Origin of the sequence: Mycoplasma phocoenae, assembly GCF_012934855.1 — a bacterium.
GTDB classification, from domain to species: domain Bacteria; phylum Bacillota_I; class Bacilli_A; order Mycoplasmatales; family Metamycoplasmataceae; genus Metamycoplasma; species Metamycoplasma phocoenae.
The window spans coordinates 118158-138386 of record NZ_CP051481.1; the positions used below are offsets into that span (position 1 = coordinate 118158).

22 protein-coding genes are annotated in these 20229 nt (G+C 28.4%); 10 read left to right on the forward strand and 12 right to left on the reverse strand.

All coding sequences use genetic code 4. The annotated features are described in order from the left end of the window. The first annotated feature begins 17 nt into the window (after positions 1–17). The 8 genes from HGG69_RS00385 (at position 18) to HGG69_RS00420 (ending at position 9123) form a co-directional block, all read left to right on the forward strand. A complete protein-coding gene (locus tag HGG69_RS00385; protein ID WP_169604842.1) occupies positions 18–617 on the forward strand; it encodes an FMN-dependent NADH-azoreductase in 600 nt (199 codons plus the stop codon). Between the two features lie 40 nt (positions 618–657). Further along, positions 658–2679, forward strand: a complete 2022-nt coding sequence (locus HGG69_RS00390) for an Mbov_0121 family peptidase domain-containing ABC transporter (RefSeq protein WP_169604843.1) — start codon at positions 658–660, stop codon at positions 2677–2679. A gap of 403 nt (positions 2680–3082) precedes the next feature. Beyond that, positions 3083–3532, forward strand: coding sequence for an rRNA maturation RNase YbeY (gene ybeY / locus HGG69_RS00395; protein ID WP_169604844.1), 450 nt, complete (start codon positions 3083–3085; stop codon positions 3530–3532). Between the two features lie 8 nt (positions 3533–3540). After that, on the forward strand, positions 3541–4425 hold the full coding sequence (gene era, locus HGG69_RS00400) for a GTPase Era (protein WP_169604845.1): 885 nt from the start codon (positions 3541–3543) through the stop codon (positions 4423–4425). After that, entirely contained in the window at positions 4425–6068 is a 1644-nt protein-coding gene (locus HGG69_RS00405; RefSeq protein ID WP_169604846.1) for a hypothetical protein, read from the forward strand. Before era ends, HGG69_RS00405 begins: the two co-directional genes overlap by 1 nt. A 40-nt stretch (positions 6069–6108) precedes the next feature. Next, positions 6109–7467, forward strand: coding sequence for an ABC transporter ATP-binding protein (locus HGG69_RS00410; protein ID WP_169604847.1), 1359 nt, complete (start codon positions 6109–6111; stop codon positions 7465–7467). Beyond that, positions 7446–8306, forward strand: coding sequence for an ABC transporter permease (locus HGG69_RS00415; protein WP_169604848.1), 861 nt, complete (start codon positions 7446–7448; stop codon positions 8304–8306). Before HGG69_RS00410 ends, HGG69_RS00415 begins: the two co-directional genes overlap by 22 nt. Next, a complete protein-coding gene (locus HGG69_RS00420; protein ID WP_169604849.1) occupies positions 8299–9123 on the forward strand; it encodes an ABC transporter permease in 825 nt (274 codons plus the stop codon). Before HGG69_RS00415 ends, HGG69_RS00420 begins: the two co-directional genes overlap by 8 nt. A 42-nt stretch (positions 9124–9165) precedes the next feature. Here the strand turns inward: HGG69_RS00420 and HGG69_RS00425 are convergent, their stop codons facing one another. From HGG69_RS00425 to mutM, 3 genes are read right to left on the reverse strand one after another with little or no spacing between them, the layout of a single operon-like run. Next, positions 9166–9405 (reverse strand): Smr/MutS family protein, encoded by a 240-nt coding sequence (locus HGG69_RS00425; protein WP_169604850.1) that lies wholly within the window; start codon positions 9403–9405, stop codon positions 9166–9168. After that, positions 9393–9941: a cysteine hydrolase family protein gene (locus HGG69_RS00430; RefSeq protein ID WP_169604851.1), complete on the reverse strand. Its 549-nt coding sequence runs from the start codon at positions 9939–9941 to the stop codon at positions 9393–9395. The genes HGG69_RS00425 and HGG69_RS00430 overlap by 13 nt, the downstream gene beginning before the upstream one ends. Continuing rightward, entirely contained in the window at positions 9931–10764 is an 834-nt protein-coding gene (mutM, locus tag HGG69_RS00435; protein ID WP_169604852.1) for a DNA-formamidopyrimidine glycosylase, read from the reverse strand. Before mutM ends, HGG69_RS00430 begins: the two co-directional genes overlap by 11 nt. Positions 10765–10813: 49 nt before the next feature. Between mutM and HGG69_RS00440 the strand changes: the two genes are divergently transcribed. Continuing rightward, positions 10814–11308 (forward strand): L-threonylcarbamoyladenylate synthase, encoded by a 495-nt coding sequence (locus HGG69_RS00440; RefSeq protein ID WP_169604853.1) that lies wholly within the window; start codon positions 10814–10816, stop codon positions 11306–11308. 9 nt (positions 11309–11317) lie between these two features. Next, positions 11318–11830 (forward strand): RpiB/LacA/LacB family sugar-phosphate isomerase, encoded by a 513-nt coding sequence (locus tag HGG69_RS00445; RefSeq protein ID WP_169604854.1) that lies wholly within the window; start codon positions 11318–11320, stop codon positions 11828–11830. A 39-nt stretch (positions 11831–11869) separates the two neighbouring features. On the opposite strand, the gene HGG69_RS00450 is transcribed toward HGG69_RS00445, so the two are convergent. The 9 genes from HGG69_RS00450 to rpsF all read right to left on the reverse strand — a co-directional run bounded on the left by HGG69_RS00450 (position 11870) and on the right by rpsF (position 20229). Next, positions 11870–13321 (reverse strand): YitT family protein, encoded by a 1452-nt coding sequence (locus HGG69_RS00450; protein ID WP_169604855.1) that lies wholly within the window; start codon positions 13319–13321, stop codon positions 11870–11872. A gap of 59 nt (positions 13322–13380) precedes the next feature. Then, positions 13381–14523: a YitT family protein gene (locus tag HGG69_RS00455; protein ID WP_169604856.1), complete on the reverse strand. Its 1143-nt coding sequence runs from the start codon at positions 14521–14523 to the stop codon at positions 13381–13383. A 13-nt stretch (positions 14524–14536) separates the two neighbouring features. Beyond that, positions 14537–15943 carry a replicative DNA helicase gene (dnaB, locus tag HGG69_RS00460; RefSeq protein WP_169604857.1) on the reverse strand — a complete coding sequence of 469 codons (1407 nt, stop codon included), beginning with the start codon at positions 15941–15943 and terminating at the stop codon, positions 14537–14539. An 11-nt stretch (positions 15944–15954) separates the two neighbouring features. Continuing rightward, a complete protein-coding gene (gene rplI, locus HGG69_RS00465) occupies positions 15955–16395 on the reverse strand; it encodes a 50S ribosomal protein L9 (protein WP_169604858.1) in 441 nt (146 codons plus the stop codon). Then, the gene (locus tag HGG69_RS00470; protein WP_169604859.1) at positions 16376–18361 is read right to left on the reverse strand and encodes a GGDEF domain-containing protein; all 1986 of its coding nucleotides are present in this window, start codon (positions 18359–18361) and stop codon (positions 16376–16378) included. The genes rplI and HGG69_RS00470 overlap by 20 nt, the downstream gene beginning before the upstream one ends. A 103-nt stretch (positions 18362–18464) precedes the next feature. After that, the gene (gene yihA / locus HGG69_RS00475; RefSeq protein ID WP_169604860.1) at positions 18465–19016 is read right to left on the reverse strand and encodes a ribosome biogenesis GTP-binding protein YihA/YsxC; all 552 of its coding nucleotides are present in this window, start codon (positions 19014–19016) and stop codon (positions 18465–18467) included. Between the two features lie 25 nt (positions 19017–19041). Continuing rightward, complete coding sequence (gene rpsR / locus HGG69_RS00480) at positions 19042–19293, reverse strand: 30S ribosomal protein S18 (RefSeq protein ID WP_169604861.1); 252 nt, start codon at positions 19291–19293, stop codon at positions 19042–19044. 9 nt (positions 19294–19302) lie between these two features. Then, positions 19303–19788 carry a single-stranded DNA-binding protein gene (locus HGG69_RS00485; RefSeq protein ID WP_169604862.1) on the reverse strand — a complete coding sequence of 162 codons (486 nt, stop codon included), beginning with the start codon at positions 19786–19788 and terminating at the stop codon, positions 19303–19305. A 21-nt stretch (positions 19789–19809) separates the two neighbouring features. Beyond that, positions 19810–20229, reverse strand: a complete 420-nt coding sequence (rpsF, locus tag HGG69_RS00490; protein ID WP_169604863.1) for a 30S ribosomal protein S6 — start codon at positions 20227–20229, stop codon at positions 19810–19812.

Genomic DNA, 20229 nt, shown 5'->3' on the forward strand with positions numbered 1-20229 from the left:
ATAATAAGGAGGCACACATGTCAAACGTTTTATTAATACTTTCTTCTCCAGTACCTGCTGAACAATCAATATCTTATAAATTAAGCGAAACTTTTATTTCAAAATACAAAAAATTAAATCCAAAAGACAATGTTAAAATATTAAATTTAAACGATTTACCAATGGCTCACAAATGTATAGACGCAGAAAATTTTTCAAGTTTTTTCAATGAAGGTGATTCAGAAAAATACATCGAAGAATTAAAAAATATAGATAAAATTGTTATCTCCGCACCAATGATTAACTTTAATGTTAGTTCATTACTAAAAAACTTTTTAGATCATGTACTTGTAGCTAATAAAACTTTCAGTTATAAATATTCAAAAAAAGGAGACGCTATTGGTCTTTTAACTCATTTAAAAGTACAAATTTTAGCTACTCAAGGAGCTCCATATGGATGATATTTATGAGGAAATCACGTAAAATATTTAGAAGGTACATTTAAATTCGTTGGAGCTGAGGTTGTTGAATCTCTTTTAATTGATGGAGTAAAATTAGAAGATAAAATTAAATTAACACCTCAACAAGTAGTTGATTTATACGAAGACAAAATTAATGAATTAGTAAAAAGTTTTTAAAAAAATTGAGCATTGCTCACTTTTTTTTACTTTTATTTATATGAGAATAAAAAAACAAAATGATGAAAAAGATTGTGGAATTGTATGTTTACAGTCTTTTTATAAAAAGTATCATCATAAATGATTGGATTTAAACTTTTTTAAAACAACGGCCAATTACTCAAATGGCGGCATTAATCTATTAGATTTACAAGAGTGTGCTAAACATTTTGGTTTATTTATAGATATATTAGAAGGAGATTACCAAAGCTTTTTAAATTTAAAATTAAGTGAACCTTTATTGACTATTTTAAAAATAGATAATAGATTGCATTATTCAATTATTTTAAGTAAAAACGATAATTTTATAATACTTTTAGACCCTATTAAAGGCAGAATGAAAGTAACATTGAACGAATTTCAAAACTGATACATGGACGTTATTATGACCGTGAAAGCTGATCCTAATTATTCTTATTTAAGCATTAAACATCGAAAAACTGATGTGTGTTTATTTGATGTTAAATATACGTTGTTTAGTATATTTATTTCAATTGCGATATTTATTATTAGTATATTATGTTCACAAATTATGAAAACCATTATTGACCAAATCATTCCCAGTCAAGAAAAAACCCACTTAAAATACATACTTATTTTGTTTCTTTGACTTACTTTGATTAAATCTTTATTATTTTTTGTAAATTATATTTTGTCGCAAAAAATTTACCGAACAATTCATTTACAACTTAATAAGATGTTCGTTCATAAACTATTAAATGGGAAAATTGCCGAAATCGAAAAAATCAGTCAAGCAGATATGTTGCAACGTTTCACTTTTTTGAGTTCAATTGCAGAATATGAATCTAATGTGTTTATATTTGTTTGTTCAAATATTATTTGTTTATTGTTTTCTTGTATATTGTTAATTTATGTTAATAATTATTTGTTTTTAATATGTTTTTTGTTCTTTATAATCATTTTTTCAATTTCGCTTGCATACAAAATTTTGATTAAAAAAAATATTGAAAATTTAATCATAAAAAATAGAGATTATTTAAAAACCTCTATTGATGCTGTAACTAATTTTAAATGTTTAAGAATGACATATGAAAAATATAAATATCAAGAAAAATTAGCAACATTATTAAATAGTCAAACACTCTCAGAACGTTGATACAAAAACCAAAACAGTACTAAAAATTTATTAATAAACTTCATTACTTCTTTAGTACCAATGATTTTATTTTATTGTGGCGTATTATTAATCTTTAATAAGAGAATTAAATTAGGTGATGTTATTTTGTTTACCACATTATTTAATTTCATTTGTGATCCAATTAATAAAATCAGTGATTTAATAGCTAATAAAAACAATATTCGAGAGCAAAAAAATAGATTATCGTATGTACTGAATATTTCAACAGAACAAAACAATTTACCTTTTATTCAGTTAACCGATATCAATCAAATCACACTAAAAAATTTTTCTTTTGGGTTTAGTAAATTTACCAAAATACTGAATATTAAGGAACAAACACTAACCAAACACACAATAATTACCGGTAACAATGGATGCGGCAAAAGTACGTTGCTTAATATATTGTACAAGTTATATGATTATGATGGCAATATAAAAGTGGATAGAAATGAATTAAAATCTATCAATATTGATGAATGAAGAATTAATACCATTTTGCTTAAAAATAGCTCCTTTATTCATTCGGATAATGTTTACAATTTTCTAACATTGAATAATGTTTCATTACAAAATAATCTATATTTTGCAGACCAAAAATATAAATTAAATAAATTACTTAATAAGATAAACATTGATTTTTACAGTAGTATTGAAAACTACGGAGATAATTTTTCAGAAGGGCAAAAAACATTAATTAATGTGTTAAAAATATTTACTCATAATCCAAAAATGGTGCTTTTAGATGAAGTATTTGATAATTTACATCCTTCTATTTTTAATGAATTAAAAGCAATACTGCAAGATTACTTAAAAGATAAAATGGTTATTGAAATTTCACATAATGAAAGATATATTTTCAATGAAAACAAAGTCACATTGTAATTGTATTCAATTCAATAAGTACGAATATTTCATATTTATTTTAGCCTGTATTGTATTGTTTGGATTCATTCTTTTTTCAATCTTTCATCAGTATGAAAAAAGAATTGAAATTCCTGTACAATGTTACTCAAATTCTACAAATCAGTTACTCTTGAACAAAGACATTAGCAACTATATAGAATTGAATCAAAAAATACAAATAAAAATTAATGATAAATTATATTTCGCCAATATCATACAATATAAGCCATTCGATAAAAATCAATGATTATTGAAGGTAAAATATTCAGATTTGTTGAATATTTTCAAATTAAAAAACGTTTCAATATTTATATCAGTAAATAACTATAGTTATTTTTTATTTTTACTAGATAATTTTTATTATGTTTTATAATAAAACAATATGAATAAACTACTTTTCACAAATGAAACAAATTATCAATTTAGATATCTAAAAGAATTTAAACAAATATTAGATTTTGCACAGAAGGAATTTAAATCTAAAAAAAACATTGAGGTCGATCTTGTATTAATGGACAACGAAAGCATTCATCAGTACAATTTGGAATATAGAAACAAAGATAAACCTACTGATATACTTTCTTTTCCAATTGAATATGAAGGTGTGGTTACATTATTAGACACTAGACCACTTGGTCAGTTATTGATTTCTTATGAAAAAATTAAAGAACAAGCTAAAACATACGGTCATACAATTAAAAGAGAATATTGCTACATTTTTTGTCATGGGATTGCTCATTTATTTGGGTTTGATCATTTAACTCCCGAAGAGGAAAAAATTATGAATTCTCACGTTGACAACATTATGAAAAAAATGAATATAGGTAGATAGGTATTAATATGAAAGTTTGTACAATAGCAATTATCGGAAGACCAAATGTTGGTAAAAGTACATTGCTAAATAAATTGATTGATTACGATTTAGCAATAGTTACCAATGTAGCACAGACAACAAGAGACCAAATTAAAGGAATTTATAGTGATTCTAAATATCAATTGATTTTTACAGATACACCAGGTATCCACAAAGCACCCTCGATATTTAACGAAAGATTAAATACTGCAGCATTAAACGCATTGGACGATGCGGATTTAATTTTATTCTTGCAACCTGCGAACGAAGAAATTTGACGTGGAGATAAGTTTATAATTGAAAAATTAAAATCTTACAAAAATAAAATTGCTGTTATTACAAAAATGGATTTATCAAACCGCGAGGACGCTGGTATTAGAGCTAACGAATTAAAAGCTTTAGGTTTTCAATCCGTACTGGGTGTAGGAATGAATTACGATTCAACATACACTGATTTATTAAACTTAATCAAGCATGAATACGCGGATAAAAACGACGATTCCGAACCGTTGTATGACCCTGATTATTACACAGACGTATCAATGAGATTCATGGTTAAAGAAACGATTCGTGAGGTAGCAATCTTGAATTTACGTGAAGAGTTACCGCATTCAATTGCAGTAACTGTGGACGAATTTACAGAACCAGGTGAAGGTATGCCTTTCACAATTAAAGCAACAATTCACGTTAAAAGAGAAAGTCAAAAAGGTATATTAGTTGGAACAAAAGGTTCTATGATTAAAAAAATATCAATGAATGCACGTCAAAAACTTATGGCACAATTTGATAACAAAATTCATTTGGAAGTAAGAGTTAAGGTTAATAAAAACTGAGTAGACAATCCCGAACAATTGAAATGATTAGGTTACTAATGAAAAAACAAAAATTTTCACTTTTTAAAAGTGTTAAAGCTTTATTTGTTTTTTTATTTTTACTACTAATGTCTGTTGGTTTGAGTGGTGTTATAGCGTTAAAAATTCAAACACCGTATAGAGTAAGTATTTACAATTATGAATCTTATTTATCAAAACCAATAATTAACATGCTAAACAAAAGATATTCTTACAGAGTATTTGGAGAAATAAATGAATTTACAAGAGCGATACACCAAGGCAAAACCGTAGGTGGAGTTGGAAGTGACTTTCAAATTGCTAATTTGACTTTAAAGGGTAAATTAAAAAAAATAAATTACGATATTTTGTTTGACGATTTACCAGATAAAAATAACATTGAATCTCGTAAAAAAATTATTGAATCAAAATTCACACCAGTGGTCAATGAACATATCGAAAAATATCAAAAATGAATAATTGAACAAATTAAAAAAATAAATCCTGAAAACGTTGTTAATAACGAAACCACAAATTTTAAACCATATTTATATTACAAATCAAACAAACCTAAAACTGATGAAAATATAATTGGATTTGAAGTCGATAATATCGAAGGAATAGATTTATTTTATGAATTTTTAGTACCATATTTTATTCAAGATAAAGTTGTTGCATTTAACGTTAATAAAAATTATCGTAAACATATTAATTTGTTTGATTTAGAAAAATTAAAAAACGATAATTGAACTAATATTTATAAAACATTAAAAGAAAATGGTTATAAACATTTTGGTTGAACTAATAGTTTTTACGACAATTTAATGCTTGGACAGTTTTATGACATCGAAAATAAAAATGGTCAATTTACTAAAAATGGTCTTGAAGAAATAAATAATTCAAATATTGATTCCATTTTAAATAATATGAATCAATTAATTAAAGAATGCACCGGTGGTACATTCACTGATTCCTCAATTAATAAATTAGCAACTAACGGTTTTGAATTAGTTAATGATTTAATTGACCCCAAACCCAATAAATTAGACGTTGCGCTGATGTATAACGGTGATGTGTTGGACGCATTCAATTCACATGACAATTTTACGCAATTAAAAGATGGTGAAAATATTGATTATATTAAACCTAAAAACAATATGTTACTGATTGATGCTTGAATAATTTCGAAAGAAGTTAATGACGAAGACTCAAATTCTTTATTACATGATTTAAGAGATACTGTTTTCGATTCAATCAATTTATCGTACGAGCAGTTAGTGACAAAATATTATGAAAATGTACTGAAACTTATTAAAGAAAAAGATAAAAACATAGATTCAAATCAATTAAAAAAACAATTGTTTAATGAAGATCATTCGATTAAATCAATAAACGAAATTAATGATGATTTTTATTCAAAAAATTACAACGAATTTAAAACATTTGATTTTTTGTGAACTATTCAAAATTTTGACATATTGAATTACACAACAACATTTAATGGCATATACAAATTCTTAAACGACTATTACTTTTTAAATCAAAATAAATCAGTAAATAAAAAGGCAATGAATATTTTTCAAATTAATAAAAATAAACAAATTAATTATCAAATATATAAACCTATAAATGACAAAACAAGAACTCAAATTATTGAAAAATACTTTGAATCAACACACTCATAAGGAGGCAATAATAATGTCAACAGACAGCATAAAAAAAACAATGAAAAAGACAACGAAAAAACAACATCCAATTATTGAACTAGTGGATGTTGTTAAAGAATACGATACAAAAACTGTGCTAAATAATGTTAATTTAAACATTGAGCGCGGTGAATTTATTACTCTATTAGGACCTTCTGGGTCTGGAAAAACTACAATTCTAAGAATCATTGGTGGTTTTGAATGAACAACTCGTGGTGAAGTTAAATTCGACGGTAAGGATATCAAGGATTTATCTCCACACAAACGTGACGTGTCAACCATTTTTCAAGATTACGCACTATTCCCTCATTTAAATGTAGAAAATAACATTAAATATGGATTGCGTTTACAACGTATGCCTAAAGATAATGTTTCAAAAATTTTAAAAACAAGATTATTAAAAAAACAAGAAACATGAAAAAAACACGCTAAAGAAAAAATGGCATTTTTAGACAAAACTATTGAAGAATATGAACACACATTGGATAATAAAAAAATTAAATTATCATCACGCAAAAGAAAAAGATTACGATCATGAATCGACGACAGTGATTTTCAATATTCATACTGAGAAAACTATGTTGATTTAAAAACTGAAGCATTCGAAAAAAGATATTTAACAAGAAAAATTTCTAACAAAGAAATGGATGAAAAAGTTGCTGAAATCATTAAACTGGTAGGACTGGAAGGTAATGAACAAAAACCAATATCGTCACTGAGTGGGGGTATGAAACAACGTGTTGCACTTGCTCGTTCTTTAGTTATAAGTCCTAAAATACTTTTATTGGATGAACCCCTAAGTGCATTGGATGCTAAAATACGTGAAAAAATGCAAGGTTTATTAAGAAGTATCCAAAAAAAATTAAAACTAACATTCATATTTGTTACTCACGACCGTGATGAGGCGCTAGAATTAAGTGATAGAATCGCTGTAATTCGTGATGGACAAGTGGAACAATATACAGATCCAGTTCAACTGTATGATTTCCCAAAAAACAAATGAGTAGCTAATTTTATTGGAGATGGTAATTTCTTCGATGCTACATTTGTTCAAAAGAATAAAGTGTCGTTTTTAAATAAAAATTTTAAAACTATTCACACTGAATTTAAAGCAGGAGAAAAATTAGATGCTTTAATCAGACCAGAAGATATTGTTATATCTAAAAACAAAACTAATGCCAAATTAGAAGGTGTTGTTAAAAAATCAGTATACAAAGGAAGTTACCATTTTATTGATGTTGAAGTAAACGGTAAAATTGTTTACGTTGAAACAATCAATAAATTTGAAATTGGTCAAAATGTGTACTTAACTTGAGACACTGATGCCATACATTTAATGAAGAAAGATAAAAAGGAATGAAAAAACGAGCAAGTTTAATTTTTATAAAATCAATAATTGCTAAGTGCGGATTAAATGGTCGAAAGTCATTGTTGACACCATATTTATTTTTCGCATTATTTTTTATAATACTTCCCTTAGTTTTAGTAATTATAAAAGCATTCACACCAATTAATGGTGAATTATCAAATTGAAACATTGCTTACTCGCCAACCACTTGACAAATAATGTGACGTTCAGTATGAACGGGATTTGCAGGAGGAATTATTTGTATATTAATTGGGTTCCCTTACACGTATTTACTAACAAATGCAAAAACCCAAACACAAAAAAACATTGGATTGAGTTTAATATTATCGCCTTTAATGGTATTCACTATTTCTAAAGCTTTAGCTATTAGGGGTTTATTCAGTGCTTTGTTTGATGAGAAATATTTGAATAATGAATTATTTATGATTTTGGGTGTTGTGTATTTATATCTTCCATTTGTAATTATGCCCTTATACCTTGTTTTAAAAGATATGCCTAAAAACATTGTGGAAGCTAGTCAAGACTTAGGACACTCAAAACTTAACACAGTATTTAAAGTGGTTGTACCTTATTCATTAAAAGCTATTATTAGTGGGTTTTCTGCGGTATTTTTAATTACTGCTACTTCTATTGTAATAAGTGATAAAATGCTGCCCAATGGAAGTCAAGTACAATTAGCTGGTAATTTAATCAACAATTTTGGTAACTCTTCAAACCCATTTGATTTAGCTAAAGCTTCTACTCTTGTTTTAATTACAATGATATTATTAATGTTCATTTACGGTTTATTTCATATTGGTCCCTATTTATTAAATAAATATTATTACAAAGGCGGTAGGGATGAATAAATTTAAGAAAATCATCAAACTTTCATATATACCGATAATTTTATTATTATTTTATGCACCACTTGTTTTTGGAACATTTTATTCATTTAACAAACCCAGTGAAAAAGGAATTTTTAGTGTAACAACATTCAATGACTGAACTACTGAAGGATATAGTGAATTGTTCTCAGCCAAACACTCAAACGCATTTGTTAATTCATTATTAATAGGTTTGTGCACTAGTTTAATTGTTATTGTATTATCCTTACTGACTGTTTTTGCTTTATGAAGACAAAAAAATAAACGAGCCAGAAAATTTGTTCAAGGAACGTCTAATATCCCTTTAATAAATTCTGAAGTAGTAACTGGTTTAACATTAGCTATAGTATTGACAACATTTTTTGGAATATTAAAGGCAACCAATGAAGGTTTTGGTAGAGTTATTGTATCTCATGCTGTCGTTATATTGCCTTATGCAATCATGATTATGTTACCTAAGTCAGATAAATTCAATAAAAATATAATGGAAGCTAGCCAAGATCTAGGTTACTCAAAAATAAAAACATGATTCAAAACTTATTTGGTATACATGCGCGGTTCAATATGTTTTGTATTCGTTATTGCAATGATTTTATCTTTTGATGACTTCATTATTACTCGGATTGTTTCCAATACTGAAACTTTAGGGACTCAATTATACGAAGGTAATTTCCAAGCTTGAAGCCTTGCTCTTGGTTCTATATGTTTATTGATTGTTGTTGTATTTAATTTAATTTATTTCGTGACACGAAAAGATACAATCAGCTGATTTAAAAAGAAATTAAGAATAAAAAAATAACGTTCGTTTCAAGGGAAACGACGTTTTTTGTATAGATTTTAATTAATATTCATCATCGTATGTTTTATATACAATAAAGCTTGTTCCATCAGCGTTGTAATAATCTCAGTCAACACCTTCTTCATCTAGTAATTCTTCGACTCTTAATTTTAAAGCGCCAGTTCCTTTACCAGTTATCAACTCAACACTGTCGTCGTTCGAATTATTTAAAGAATATATTGCGTTTAATACTTTTGATGTTACTTCTTGTATATCTAAACCATGTAGATCTATTTTTTTCATTCTTTAACCTCTATACCGCTTTGTTCCATAATAGCTAATGCATATTTTTTAAATTCTTCAGCATTATGATTTTCGTCATCATATGTTGCTGTTGCATTTGAATAAACTATTAATGGTTTTGTTACTTCTCTTTTATTAAAATAAGATTTTACTGTCAATAATAATTGTAATACACAAATATCAGTACAACAACCAACAAATTCAAAAATTTCATATTTTTCTCACAAATCACCTGGAATATCAAAAAATGCATTAGTAATATTCTTGGTCACGCTGTAAGTATTTTCCTGATTTAAATATTCTGCTAATTCATCCACAACATCGGCTTCTCATGTGCCCGCTATGCAGTGTTCTGGGTATAAATTCATTTCTAAATCTCCAGTATGATGTGAATCTAGCACAAATAATTTATGTTTGGAATTTTCTAATATTTCTTTTACTGTAGGAATAATTTGCGCTACTTGAGAGCTATACATGTTTCCTTCTTTAGCAAAACCATTTTGCATATCAATAACTATTGTTATTTTATTGTCCATTGCTTTCTCCTTGGCACCGAGGGCAATAATATGTGCCTCGACCATTCACCTTTATTTTTTTTATATTTGTTTGGCATTCATAACACGGCTTATTGACTCGTGTATGAACTTGCAAAAAGTTTTGAAATTCACCCGTTTTTTTATTTAAGGATTCATAAGAATTAATGGAGCTGCCGCCCAATATTTCACTTTTATTCATTATTTCACTGGCGTTGTAAAGTATTGATTTTAACTGCTCGATTGTAATATTTTTGCAGGATGTTAAAGGGTGAATACGTGAAGCAAATAAACATTCGTCTGCATATATATTTCCAATACCCGCTATCAACTCTTGTTTTAGTATTGTAGTCTTTATAGCTACTGAAGATTTTTTAATCTTGTTAAATAAAAATTGAACATCCACCAAATCAGGAACCGGGGCAATTTTATTTAACGGTTTAGTTAGTAAATAATCTTGTTTTGTTCTTAAATGAAATGTACCAAACATTCTTGAATCATTATAATGTAATTCACAATTATCAGTGAACTGAAACACAATATGCGAATGTTTTTCCGGTTCAGTTTTTTGAAGATAGAATTTGTATTTTCCTTCCATTCTTAAATGAGAAATCATAATGAGTTCATTAGTTAGCTCAAATACAATAAATTTACCAACATTAGTAATATTCATTATTTGTTTACCAATGAGTTCTTTTTTGAATTGATGTACATTCAATTCTTTCAATAATTTTTCTTTATATATTTCAATGTTTTTTATAGATTTATTTAATATTTTTTGTTTAAGTGCTTTAATAACAACTTTTACTTCTGGTAATTCAGGCATATTATTATTTTAAACAAAAAAATGTTTATACGAATAATATAATTTAAACATGATGAAAAATAAATTTGAAAACATACACGTTTTTACTACAGATACAGTTTTAGGTATGGGTTGTTCAATTAAAGACAAAAAATCCTTAGAGCTGATATACGATTTAAAGCAACGTGATTGCAGTAAAAAAATAATCATTTTGTTAGCAAACATAGAGCAACTATATGCATTGGAGAATATAACCAATGAACAAAAAAATATATTAAATAAATACTGACCAGGAGCAGTGTCTTTTATTATTAACCAACAAGGTTATCGAATTCCTGATAATAATTCATTGAGAAACTTTTTATTAGAAAAAGGACCTTTTTATGTAACTAGTTGCAACGTATCGGGTCATCCTGCTATTGAATCTATTGAAATCGCAAAGAAAGAGTTTACACAATTGGTAAATTTTAATGATTTTGGACCTATGAGTCAGGATGCTAGCGCAGTTATAGACTTGGACAACAACGTTCTTTTACGTGCGTCTAAAATAATAAATAAATGATAAAATTATAATATGAAAAAAAATAACAATGATAAACAATATACAATAGCATTGGCTAGTGATCATGCCGGGTTTCAATTAAAAGATCAATTATGTCAAGCACTTACATTAAGGGGATTTAATGTGATTGATTTAGGGGCTAAAAACGCAACTGATAGCGTAAGTTATGTAGACTACGGATTTAAACTTGCGAAAGCACTAAATAGTGATTCAGAAAATCCAGTAAAAGGCATTGGTATTTGTGGAACTGGTTTAGGTATTTCATATGCATTAAATCGTTTCAATCACATTCGAGCAGCGCGTGTAACTTCAGTTGAAGATGCGCGGCTAGCCAAATTACACAACGATGCTAATGTATTAGTTTTTGGCGGTAGACAAGTAACTTTAGATCAAGCCCTAGAAATGTTTGATCAATGATACACCACCGAGTTTGAAGGTGGTAGACATTTAAATAGAATCTTGTCGCTGAAAGAAGAAGGATCGAACACTACTGATTCATGTTGTAGTATTGAAAACAAAGCATAGATTAATGTTAAAAAACTCTGCCTTAGTGCAGAGTTTTTATTAATCTATTTTTTGTGTATTAAAGTTACCGTGAATATTTAATGTTGGAAGAATATTGATTCATGCGTTTGGATCTATTTTTTTCACTTCTTTTATTATTTCATTTTGTTCCAAGAATAGTGCAATAGTTTCAATTTTTCTACCACGATCTCCAGAGTAACCCGATTCTTTGTCGATAATATTTCATGAGTGTCAATAATTGATAGCTTTTAAATGCTGGCTTACTTCATCAATTTTTTGAGTATGAATTTCAATACGTATTTTTTTATATTTTGGATAAATTAATGAAATGATTAAATTATAAACCGTTATATAAACAATAGTTGACATAGCACGAACAATAAATAAACTCATATCTCATGGGTGATCATTAACCAACCCTGTACACTCTAATATTCCAATGTTTATAATACTAAATCCTGCAAAACAACAAGAAATGAAGAATCCAACACGACCCACTGATGCTTTTTTAATTTTTGAAATGTAGTAAATAAATACATCACTGCCCGCTGTTGAACCGCCGTGTTTTCAAGCGATTGCAGCACTTAGTCCACCTAAAATTCCTCCCAATAGCGTGTATATTACAATTGGTCAAGTAGCTTTAGAAACGTTCATGTAAGGATTTATTTTGGCAAATGATGTTCAACCTCTTAATCCTTTAGCATATTTGATTTGTCCGTTTTCAACAATGTCTTCAATTAAAGTTCAGTTTTCTCATTTACCAACAACTTTAGTGTTGATTGATAAATTGCTCAATCCATTTCATGTCCCGCTTAAGTTAGGAACATCTGATTGAATGATATTCATACTTGGGTTGATTTTTGCAAATTCTACTCAACCGCTTAATCCTTTAGCATATTTGATTTGTCCGTTTTCAACAACATCTTCAATTAAAGTTCAGTTTTCTCATTTACCAACAACTTCAGTATTAATCGATAAATTACTCAATCCATTTCATGTACCACTTGGATATAATGTTCAAGCTTCTTTTTGTCCATTTAATGAATATTTAATATAGTAAATGGAGAAGTCGTTTTTCAATCAATCTCGAATTATATAAGGTTGATTAGAGTTTATACCATTAAAAAAGAATTCAGATACAATTTGGAATAATAATCAATACAATGTCAACAACATAAACTGTCGATTATTCTTTTTCCAAAATCAAATGACAAATGGTAAATTAATTAGTAAATACAATACGGCAAAATATTTTCTTACAACTTCTACTGAATAGGTTATAAGTTGAATTAATGAACTTGTACCAGATGCTACAGTACCAGCTTTCACTAGGAAAGTTGCTATTCCAAAGTTAAAGATAAAAGCAGACACAAACATTCAAAATAATTTTTTGGGTTGTTTTACTCAAATATTTAAACAATTTAAGTTGTATCTATTGATGTCTGTTAAGTCAATAACCTTTGCTTTTCTGGATAATTTTTTTGGTTTCATTTTTGCCTCTGTATATGTAATAATAAATATATTACACTAAATAATTATTTTTATTTAATTTAATCTATAAATGATGTGTCAAAATTCCCTTGCACTTCAGTTATTGGCATAGTGTTGATTCACGCTTTTGGATCAACCGCTTTCACTTGCGCAATAACTCAGTCTTTTTCAAGGAATAAAGTAATAGTTTCAATACGACCGTATGTTAAGTGTGTAAAGCCACTTACACCGTAGTAAATATTGTGGGCATGGTGATAATTAATTTTTTTAAAGTGTTCAGTAATACTTTCAATTTTTGAACTATATATTTCTAATTTAACTTTTTTGTATTTTGGATACATTCGATCAATTACAAATGTATATACACCAATATATAAAACAGTACAAATTAACCTTACAATAAATCTGGTAGTAGGGTTATTGTGATTTATATCAATTGTTTTTTGTCAAGGACGCGATGGAATTTTGTCAAATATTTCCAATGTTCCAGTAACACAAATAGAAAAGACAGCAAAAGCCATGGCAACAATAAACGCTGTTTTACCTACTGATAATTTTTTAACTCTCGAAATGTAATAAACAATAACGTTTGAGCCAGCAACACAACCACCAACTTTTCAAGCGATTGCAGCGGCAAATCCGTCTAATAATCCTCCGATAATACAGTAAACAATTATTGGTCACGTTTGACCATCGTAATATGCTCCATTACTTTTTTCTAAAGAGAATGCATCTCAATATTTAGCACCTTCAGGAGTGTATATTGTTACTGTTTCTTTTAAAAAGTGATTAATTACACTTATTTCACCTAGTATCAATTGACTCAATACTTGAAATAGTAGTCAATAACAAGTCAATACCATAAACAATCGTGGATTCTTACGTCAAAAAGCAGCAATAACTGGGATATTAATTGCTACATAGATATATCCAAAATATCTATCAATGTCAAAGGTGAAAGTAAAAATCTGAGCTAATGAAGATGTACCCGTGGCAACAACGGCCGCCTTGGAAAGAAAAGTAGCAACACCTATATTGAAAATAAAGGCGCTGACAAAAATTAAAAACAGTTTTTTGGGGAATTTTTTTCATACATTTAAAAAATTAACATTGTATGGATTGTAAACTCTTTTTCACTCCTCGCTTTGAGAGATTTTCAGAATTTTTTCATAGATTTTTTTTTGTTGTTTATTTTGATTCATATCCCTCCTTTATCTATTCTTTATTTTCAAAGAAATAGTTACATGCTGGCGCAAAATAAACTTTTGTGGCTCCAGTTGCACCGTTACGGTTTTTTGCAACAATTACAATAGTTTCTGAAGTTGGACCATAGTTAGAGACAGTCATTTGTTCATAATCATCTTCAGTTTGAACAGCATCATCCCCTTTGTATTTTTTATTGTAATAATCTGGACGATATAAAAACATAACCGCGTCAGCATCTTGCTCAATAGCTCCTGATTCACGCAAGTCCGAAAGCATTGGCTGTTTATCTTCACGTTGTTCAAGTTTACGTGATAATTGGCTTAGGGCAATAACTGGACAACCAATTTCACGCGCTAATTGTTTTAGGGAACGCGATATTTTTGATACTTCCAATTGTCTGTTATCTCCTGAACTTTTTGAATCTGTGACTAGTTGTAAATAGTCAACAATAACTAAATCCAATTTCTTACCTTGATTGAAACGGCGAGCCAGTACTAATAAGTCAGATATGTTCAATGATGATTTGTCATTTAAAAACATTTTTCACATTTCCATATTTTTTGATGCTATATCGATACTGTCACGGTCGTTAAGGTGAAATTCTCCTTTTTTAATTTTTGATAATGGAACACTACTTTCAGAAGAAATAATTCTTTCAACCAATTGAACATTAGACATCTCAAGGCTAAAAAATAATACTGATTTACCTTGTTTTGCTACTTTAGAGGCTATATTTAAAGCAAACGCAGTTTTACCCATAGAAGGTCTAGCTGCCAAAATGACTAAATCCCCCGGATTAAATCCTAGCGTTAATGCATCCAATTGAGGGTAACCAAATTTTAATGAACTTGAATCTCCTAACTGTTGACGCATATCCATTAAATGAAGACTTTCTTTAGCTACATCTTTAATGTGTTCGAACTCAACATTAGTATCACTTAGATCAATGTCAATTAATTTAAGTTGTAACTCATTAATAACATCACCAATGTCTTTAGTGTTTTCAATTTTCAGTAATGTATAATCAATGATTCTTTGTAACTCTCTTTTTTTAGCATAGCCAATTAATACTTGTAAATAAGAACTGGTATCCTTGTAAATACCTTTGTTATCGATCAATAATTGTAAATAGTCAATGCCTTTAAACTCTTCCCCGTTATAAGTATATTTAATGCTATTGATGTTTTGTGTTGTTGTTAAATAGTCAATAATTTGCGAAATATTGTAATCAGGATATTCCACACTCGTATACTCAATAGCTTCGTACAATATTTTATTTGCGGGTATATAAAATATATCTGTTTTTAACATCTCAGCAACTGAATGATAAGCATTAGGGGATGTTAAAAATATACCCATTAAAGGCAGTTCATTATTAATTATATTATTCAGTTCTTCATTACTAATTGGTTTCATTATTGTCCTAACTATTTTGCTTCAAATATTGTTACTTTTAAAAATGGTTTAACTTTTGGGTGTAAATTAACTAACACTTTATGTTCACCAATTGTATTTAAAACAACTTTATCAATACTATGGTTTGGTAGTTTAATTTCGTGTTTAGCTAAAATTTCTTTTGTTATAGCTTTTGCTGTTATTGAACCATGAACAACATCATGGTGTACCTTAAGCTCAAAAAATAAATGTGCTTTTTCGATTTCAGCAGCTAATGCTTGAGCTTGTTCTAAAACGTGTTGCTCGTTTTCACTAATTTTTTCAAGGATTTTTTCACGATTTGCTAATGTTGATGAATTAACAGGTTGTGCATATCCATTTCTTATTAAAAAGTTTTTTGCAAATCCATCATTAACTTCAATGATTTCATTTACTTTATGTTTTTTGTATTCTTTAATTAATATCACTTTCATTTTTCACACTCACTATTGCTTGTATTAAATTATCTTCAAATATTTCTAAGCTTTCTCCGTCAGATATTGCGGCTGCGGCGGCAAAGTGTCCACCACCATTTAAAGCTTCTGCTATTATTTGAACATTTGTTTTGATTCCTCTAGCACTCATTTTGTATTTTTGAGTACCGGGTATTTTTGCGATTACAAAGGCGGCTTTTCTATCTTTGATTCTTAAAATTTCTTCTGCAGCTATTGCGACTACATCACCTTCCGCTTCACCTTCGTATGTGGCTAAATAATATCCTTTTTTAATTTCTTTAATATTACTTAATATATCTTTTACTTTTTCATGAACTTTTTCATTCATTTTTAATGTTTCAATACTTTTCGCTGCTGAAGCCCCTCATTCTTCAAGTAATGATACAGCATTGAAAGTTTTTGAAGTTGTGGTTTTTTCAAATTTATTAGTATCCATGAAAATACCATCTAATAACATTTGAGCAGCTTGCGCTGTTATATATTGACTAGTTTGGCTGAACACGGCTAACTCAGTAACTATTTCAGCAGTACTTGATGCGCCTGTATCAACATACATGTTAGTTGTTAAAATTTTCTCAGGTGTTTTAGATATTCTATGGTGATCTAAAACAAAAATGTTTTCTGGCATTATGTTTAACAAGGCATTACTATTTTCAATTCTATGCAGTTCTGCTGTATCAACAATAATTACCATAGTGTTTTCACCATTCATTTTTGTAGCGTGAGCAGGAGTTATAAATAAATCCAATTCACTTTTTAAATATTTATTGATTGTAGCTTGCGCGGTTTGATCAAATGTTTTGTTTTGGATGTATGCTTTTTTATTATGTGCTCTTGCAATTTTCAGCATTGCATAAGCTGCTCCAATAGCATCTAAATCAGCTGTTTTGTGACCATATATAATAACGTTCTTGATTTTTGATGATTTTAATTTTTCTAAAATTGATTTAGCAATAAAAGATATTTTTGTTCTATTCATGTTCAATGCTATTTCAGTCTTAGAACCAAAGTAAGAAGGTTTATTGTTTTTGTCCAATACAGTAATTTGGTCACCCCCACGAGATTGCGATTGAATCAAGGCATTTTTAGCTAAATTGGTTAAATGATCTAATTTATTCGAATCATATGCAAAACCAACTGATACAGGTATTCTCAATTGTTTATCTCTCAATTCATTACACAAAATATTCGTAAAGAATTTAAAATCACTAGCAACAAACTTATCTAACGTTTGTTTATTAGTGGTTAAAAAGAATCTATTGTTAAAATAACGACGATAAACAAAATCATAATTCTTAGTTAAATCATCTAACACATTAACTACAGAGTTATATATTTTGAATATTTCTTCTTCGGTATACATTGATTGATATAAACCCATGGAATCAATGTCCAATTCTCCGAATACTATTTTTTCTTTTTCATACTGAATGTAAATTTGTTTAGCTTTTGTTATATCCCTAATGAGTAAAAGATTTTTTTCAGTATTGAAATTTATTTCGTAATAATAATCATTGTGTGTAAATTCAAAATTATTTACATCGATCAATGATTGACTAATACCGAAGTACTCTTTTACGTGTTTATTGATTATTTTGTTTCCAAACCTTTCTTTAATAAAGTCGGATACTCAAATCATTTTCATCCTGTCACTGAAAATAATAACACCAACTCCTGATTTTGATATTTCGTTTTCAGCTTGGAAGTTAAGTGTGTTTTTAATAACTATATTGTTTTTAATATTTTTGTAAACGATAGAAAACAATATAATCATTCCTACTACAATTACTCCCGTTGTTATAGATAAACCTATTACCGCAACCAACTTATGAGTATTCATTAATTCAATAAAAACAATTGAAGTTATAACTGGAATTATAAATAAGCACAATATTGAAATTACAGTAATTATTGTATTAAAATTTTTCTTTGTTCACTGTTTCATATTGTATATATTATACAATAATATTTACACCCCAAAATTAAGAGATATAAAAAAAGCATAAACATGGTCAAGTATGTTTTTGCTTTTATTTGGTAATTGTAATTTAAAATTCAAAATTTTCTTGAATTTTATTTAAACCTTTTTTGGTTTTTGCGCTTACATAATAAACATCAATACCTGAATATAAGTTTTTCATATCTGTACGAGCTTTATGTAACGCCGATTGGTTGGATTTATCTATTTTTGTGACTATAATATTCACTTTCAATCCAAGTGTGAAACACAAATCTATCATTTCTGAATCAATTGGTGTTACACCATGTCGTGAATCAATAAGAACAAAAATTGATTTTAGTTGTACTCTATTTTGTAAATAGTTAGCAATCATTTCACTTATCTGCTCTTGTTCTTTATTGGACATCTTGGCATATCCATATCCTGGTAAATCGACAATTATTTTATTATTTGGTGTTTCAAAATAATTAATTAATCTTGTTCTACCTGGAGTAGATGATACCTTAGCAATACTTCTGTTTGCCAACGAGTTTAAAAGCGATGATTTTCCAACGTTTGAACGACCTCAGAATGCAAATTCTTCTTTATCACTATCCAATCAAGAATCAATTTTATCTGCACTTTTTATAAAAGTTCACATTTCTTATCTTTTCATAAGTAGGCAATTATTTGCTTACTTTTGTGTTTCCAATAAATGGTAAAATAGCAACAATTCTTGCTCTTTTAATAGCAGTTGTTAGCCCTCTTTGGTGACGTGCACATGTTCCTGTGATACGTGATGAAAGAATTTTACCGTGTTGGTTAACAAAATTTTGTAGAGTTTCTTGGTCTTTGTAATCAATGTATTGTTGATTGTTTAAACAGAATTGACATGGACGACGACGTACGAATGGTTTTTTGGCTACTGTTCTGGCCATAATATCTCCTTAAAGTTCATCCACACCATCGAATAATTCTTTTCAGTCATCTAAGACTGTTTCGTTTACTGAATTATTTGATTGTTTGTGCGGTAATGTTTGTTCTGAGTTTGAATTAATATTTGGAATATCAAATGTTTTACCATCTGATTGGTCTCTTTTTTGTCTACGCATTTCTGCGGTTTGTCTATTTTCAAGCGATTCAATGTTGTCTACATGGATTGTGTAGTTTACATATGTTTGCCCGTTTGCAACCGATCTTGAAGATTGGAATTCACCTTCAACAGCTACAAGTGCTCCTTTATCCAAAAATTTATTGATAAATGAAGCATTGTTTCTTCACGCTATACATGGCACGAAGTCAACAACTGATTCTGTACCGGCTGATTGACGTCTTTGAATAGCGAGAGTAAAACGTGAATACTCTACTCCTGAAGATGTTGTTTTTCCAATTGGATCCGCTGATAAACGACCTATTCCTACAAATTTATTCATTATAACTCCTTACGACTTTAATTATTCTTCTGATTTTGAAGAATTTTTGTCTTCGTTTTTAACACGTCTGTCATCTGTTTTTTTGAAACTTCTTCTTGCGCCTTGTTCTGATGAACGTGGTGCAAATTTTGGTTTTCTAACTCTATTTTGTTTTGGTTTTCTTTGTAAAGCTTTTTCTGAATCTAAGTTTATAACTAGTGTTCTTAAAATTTCTTTATCTAATAATGCTTTACGACCGAATTCTTTAATTTCTTCGGCTTTAGCTTCAATATTTAACACGAAATATTGTGCTGTATTTACTTTTTTAATTGCATATGCTAATTGTGTTCTTTCTAATTTTTTCAATTCACCTTTTGAACTGAAAATTTCTGAGATAAATGAATTAACTTTATCTTCTGTAGTAGTTGATTGAACGATTAGCATAATTTCATATTTATGCAT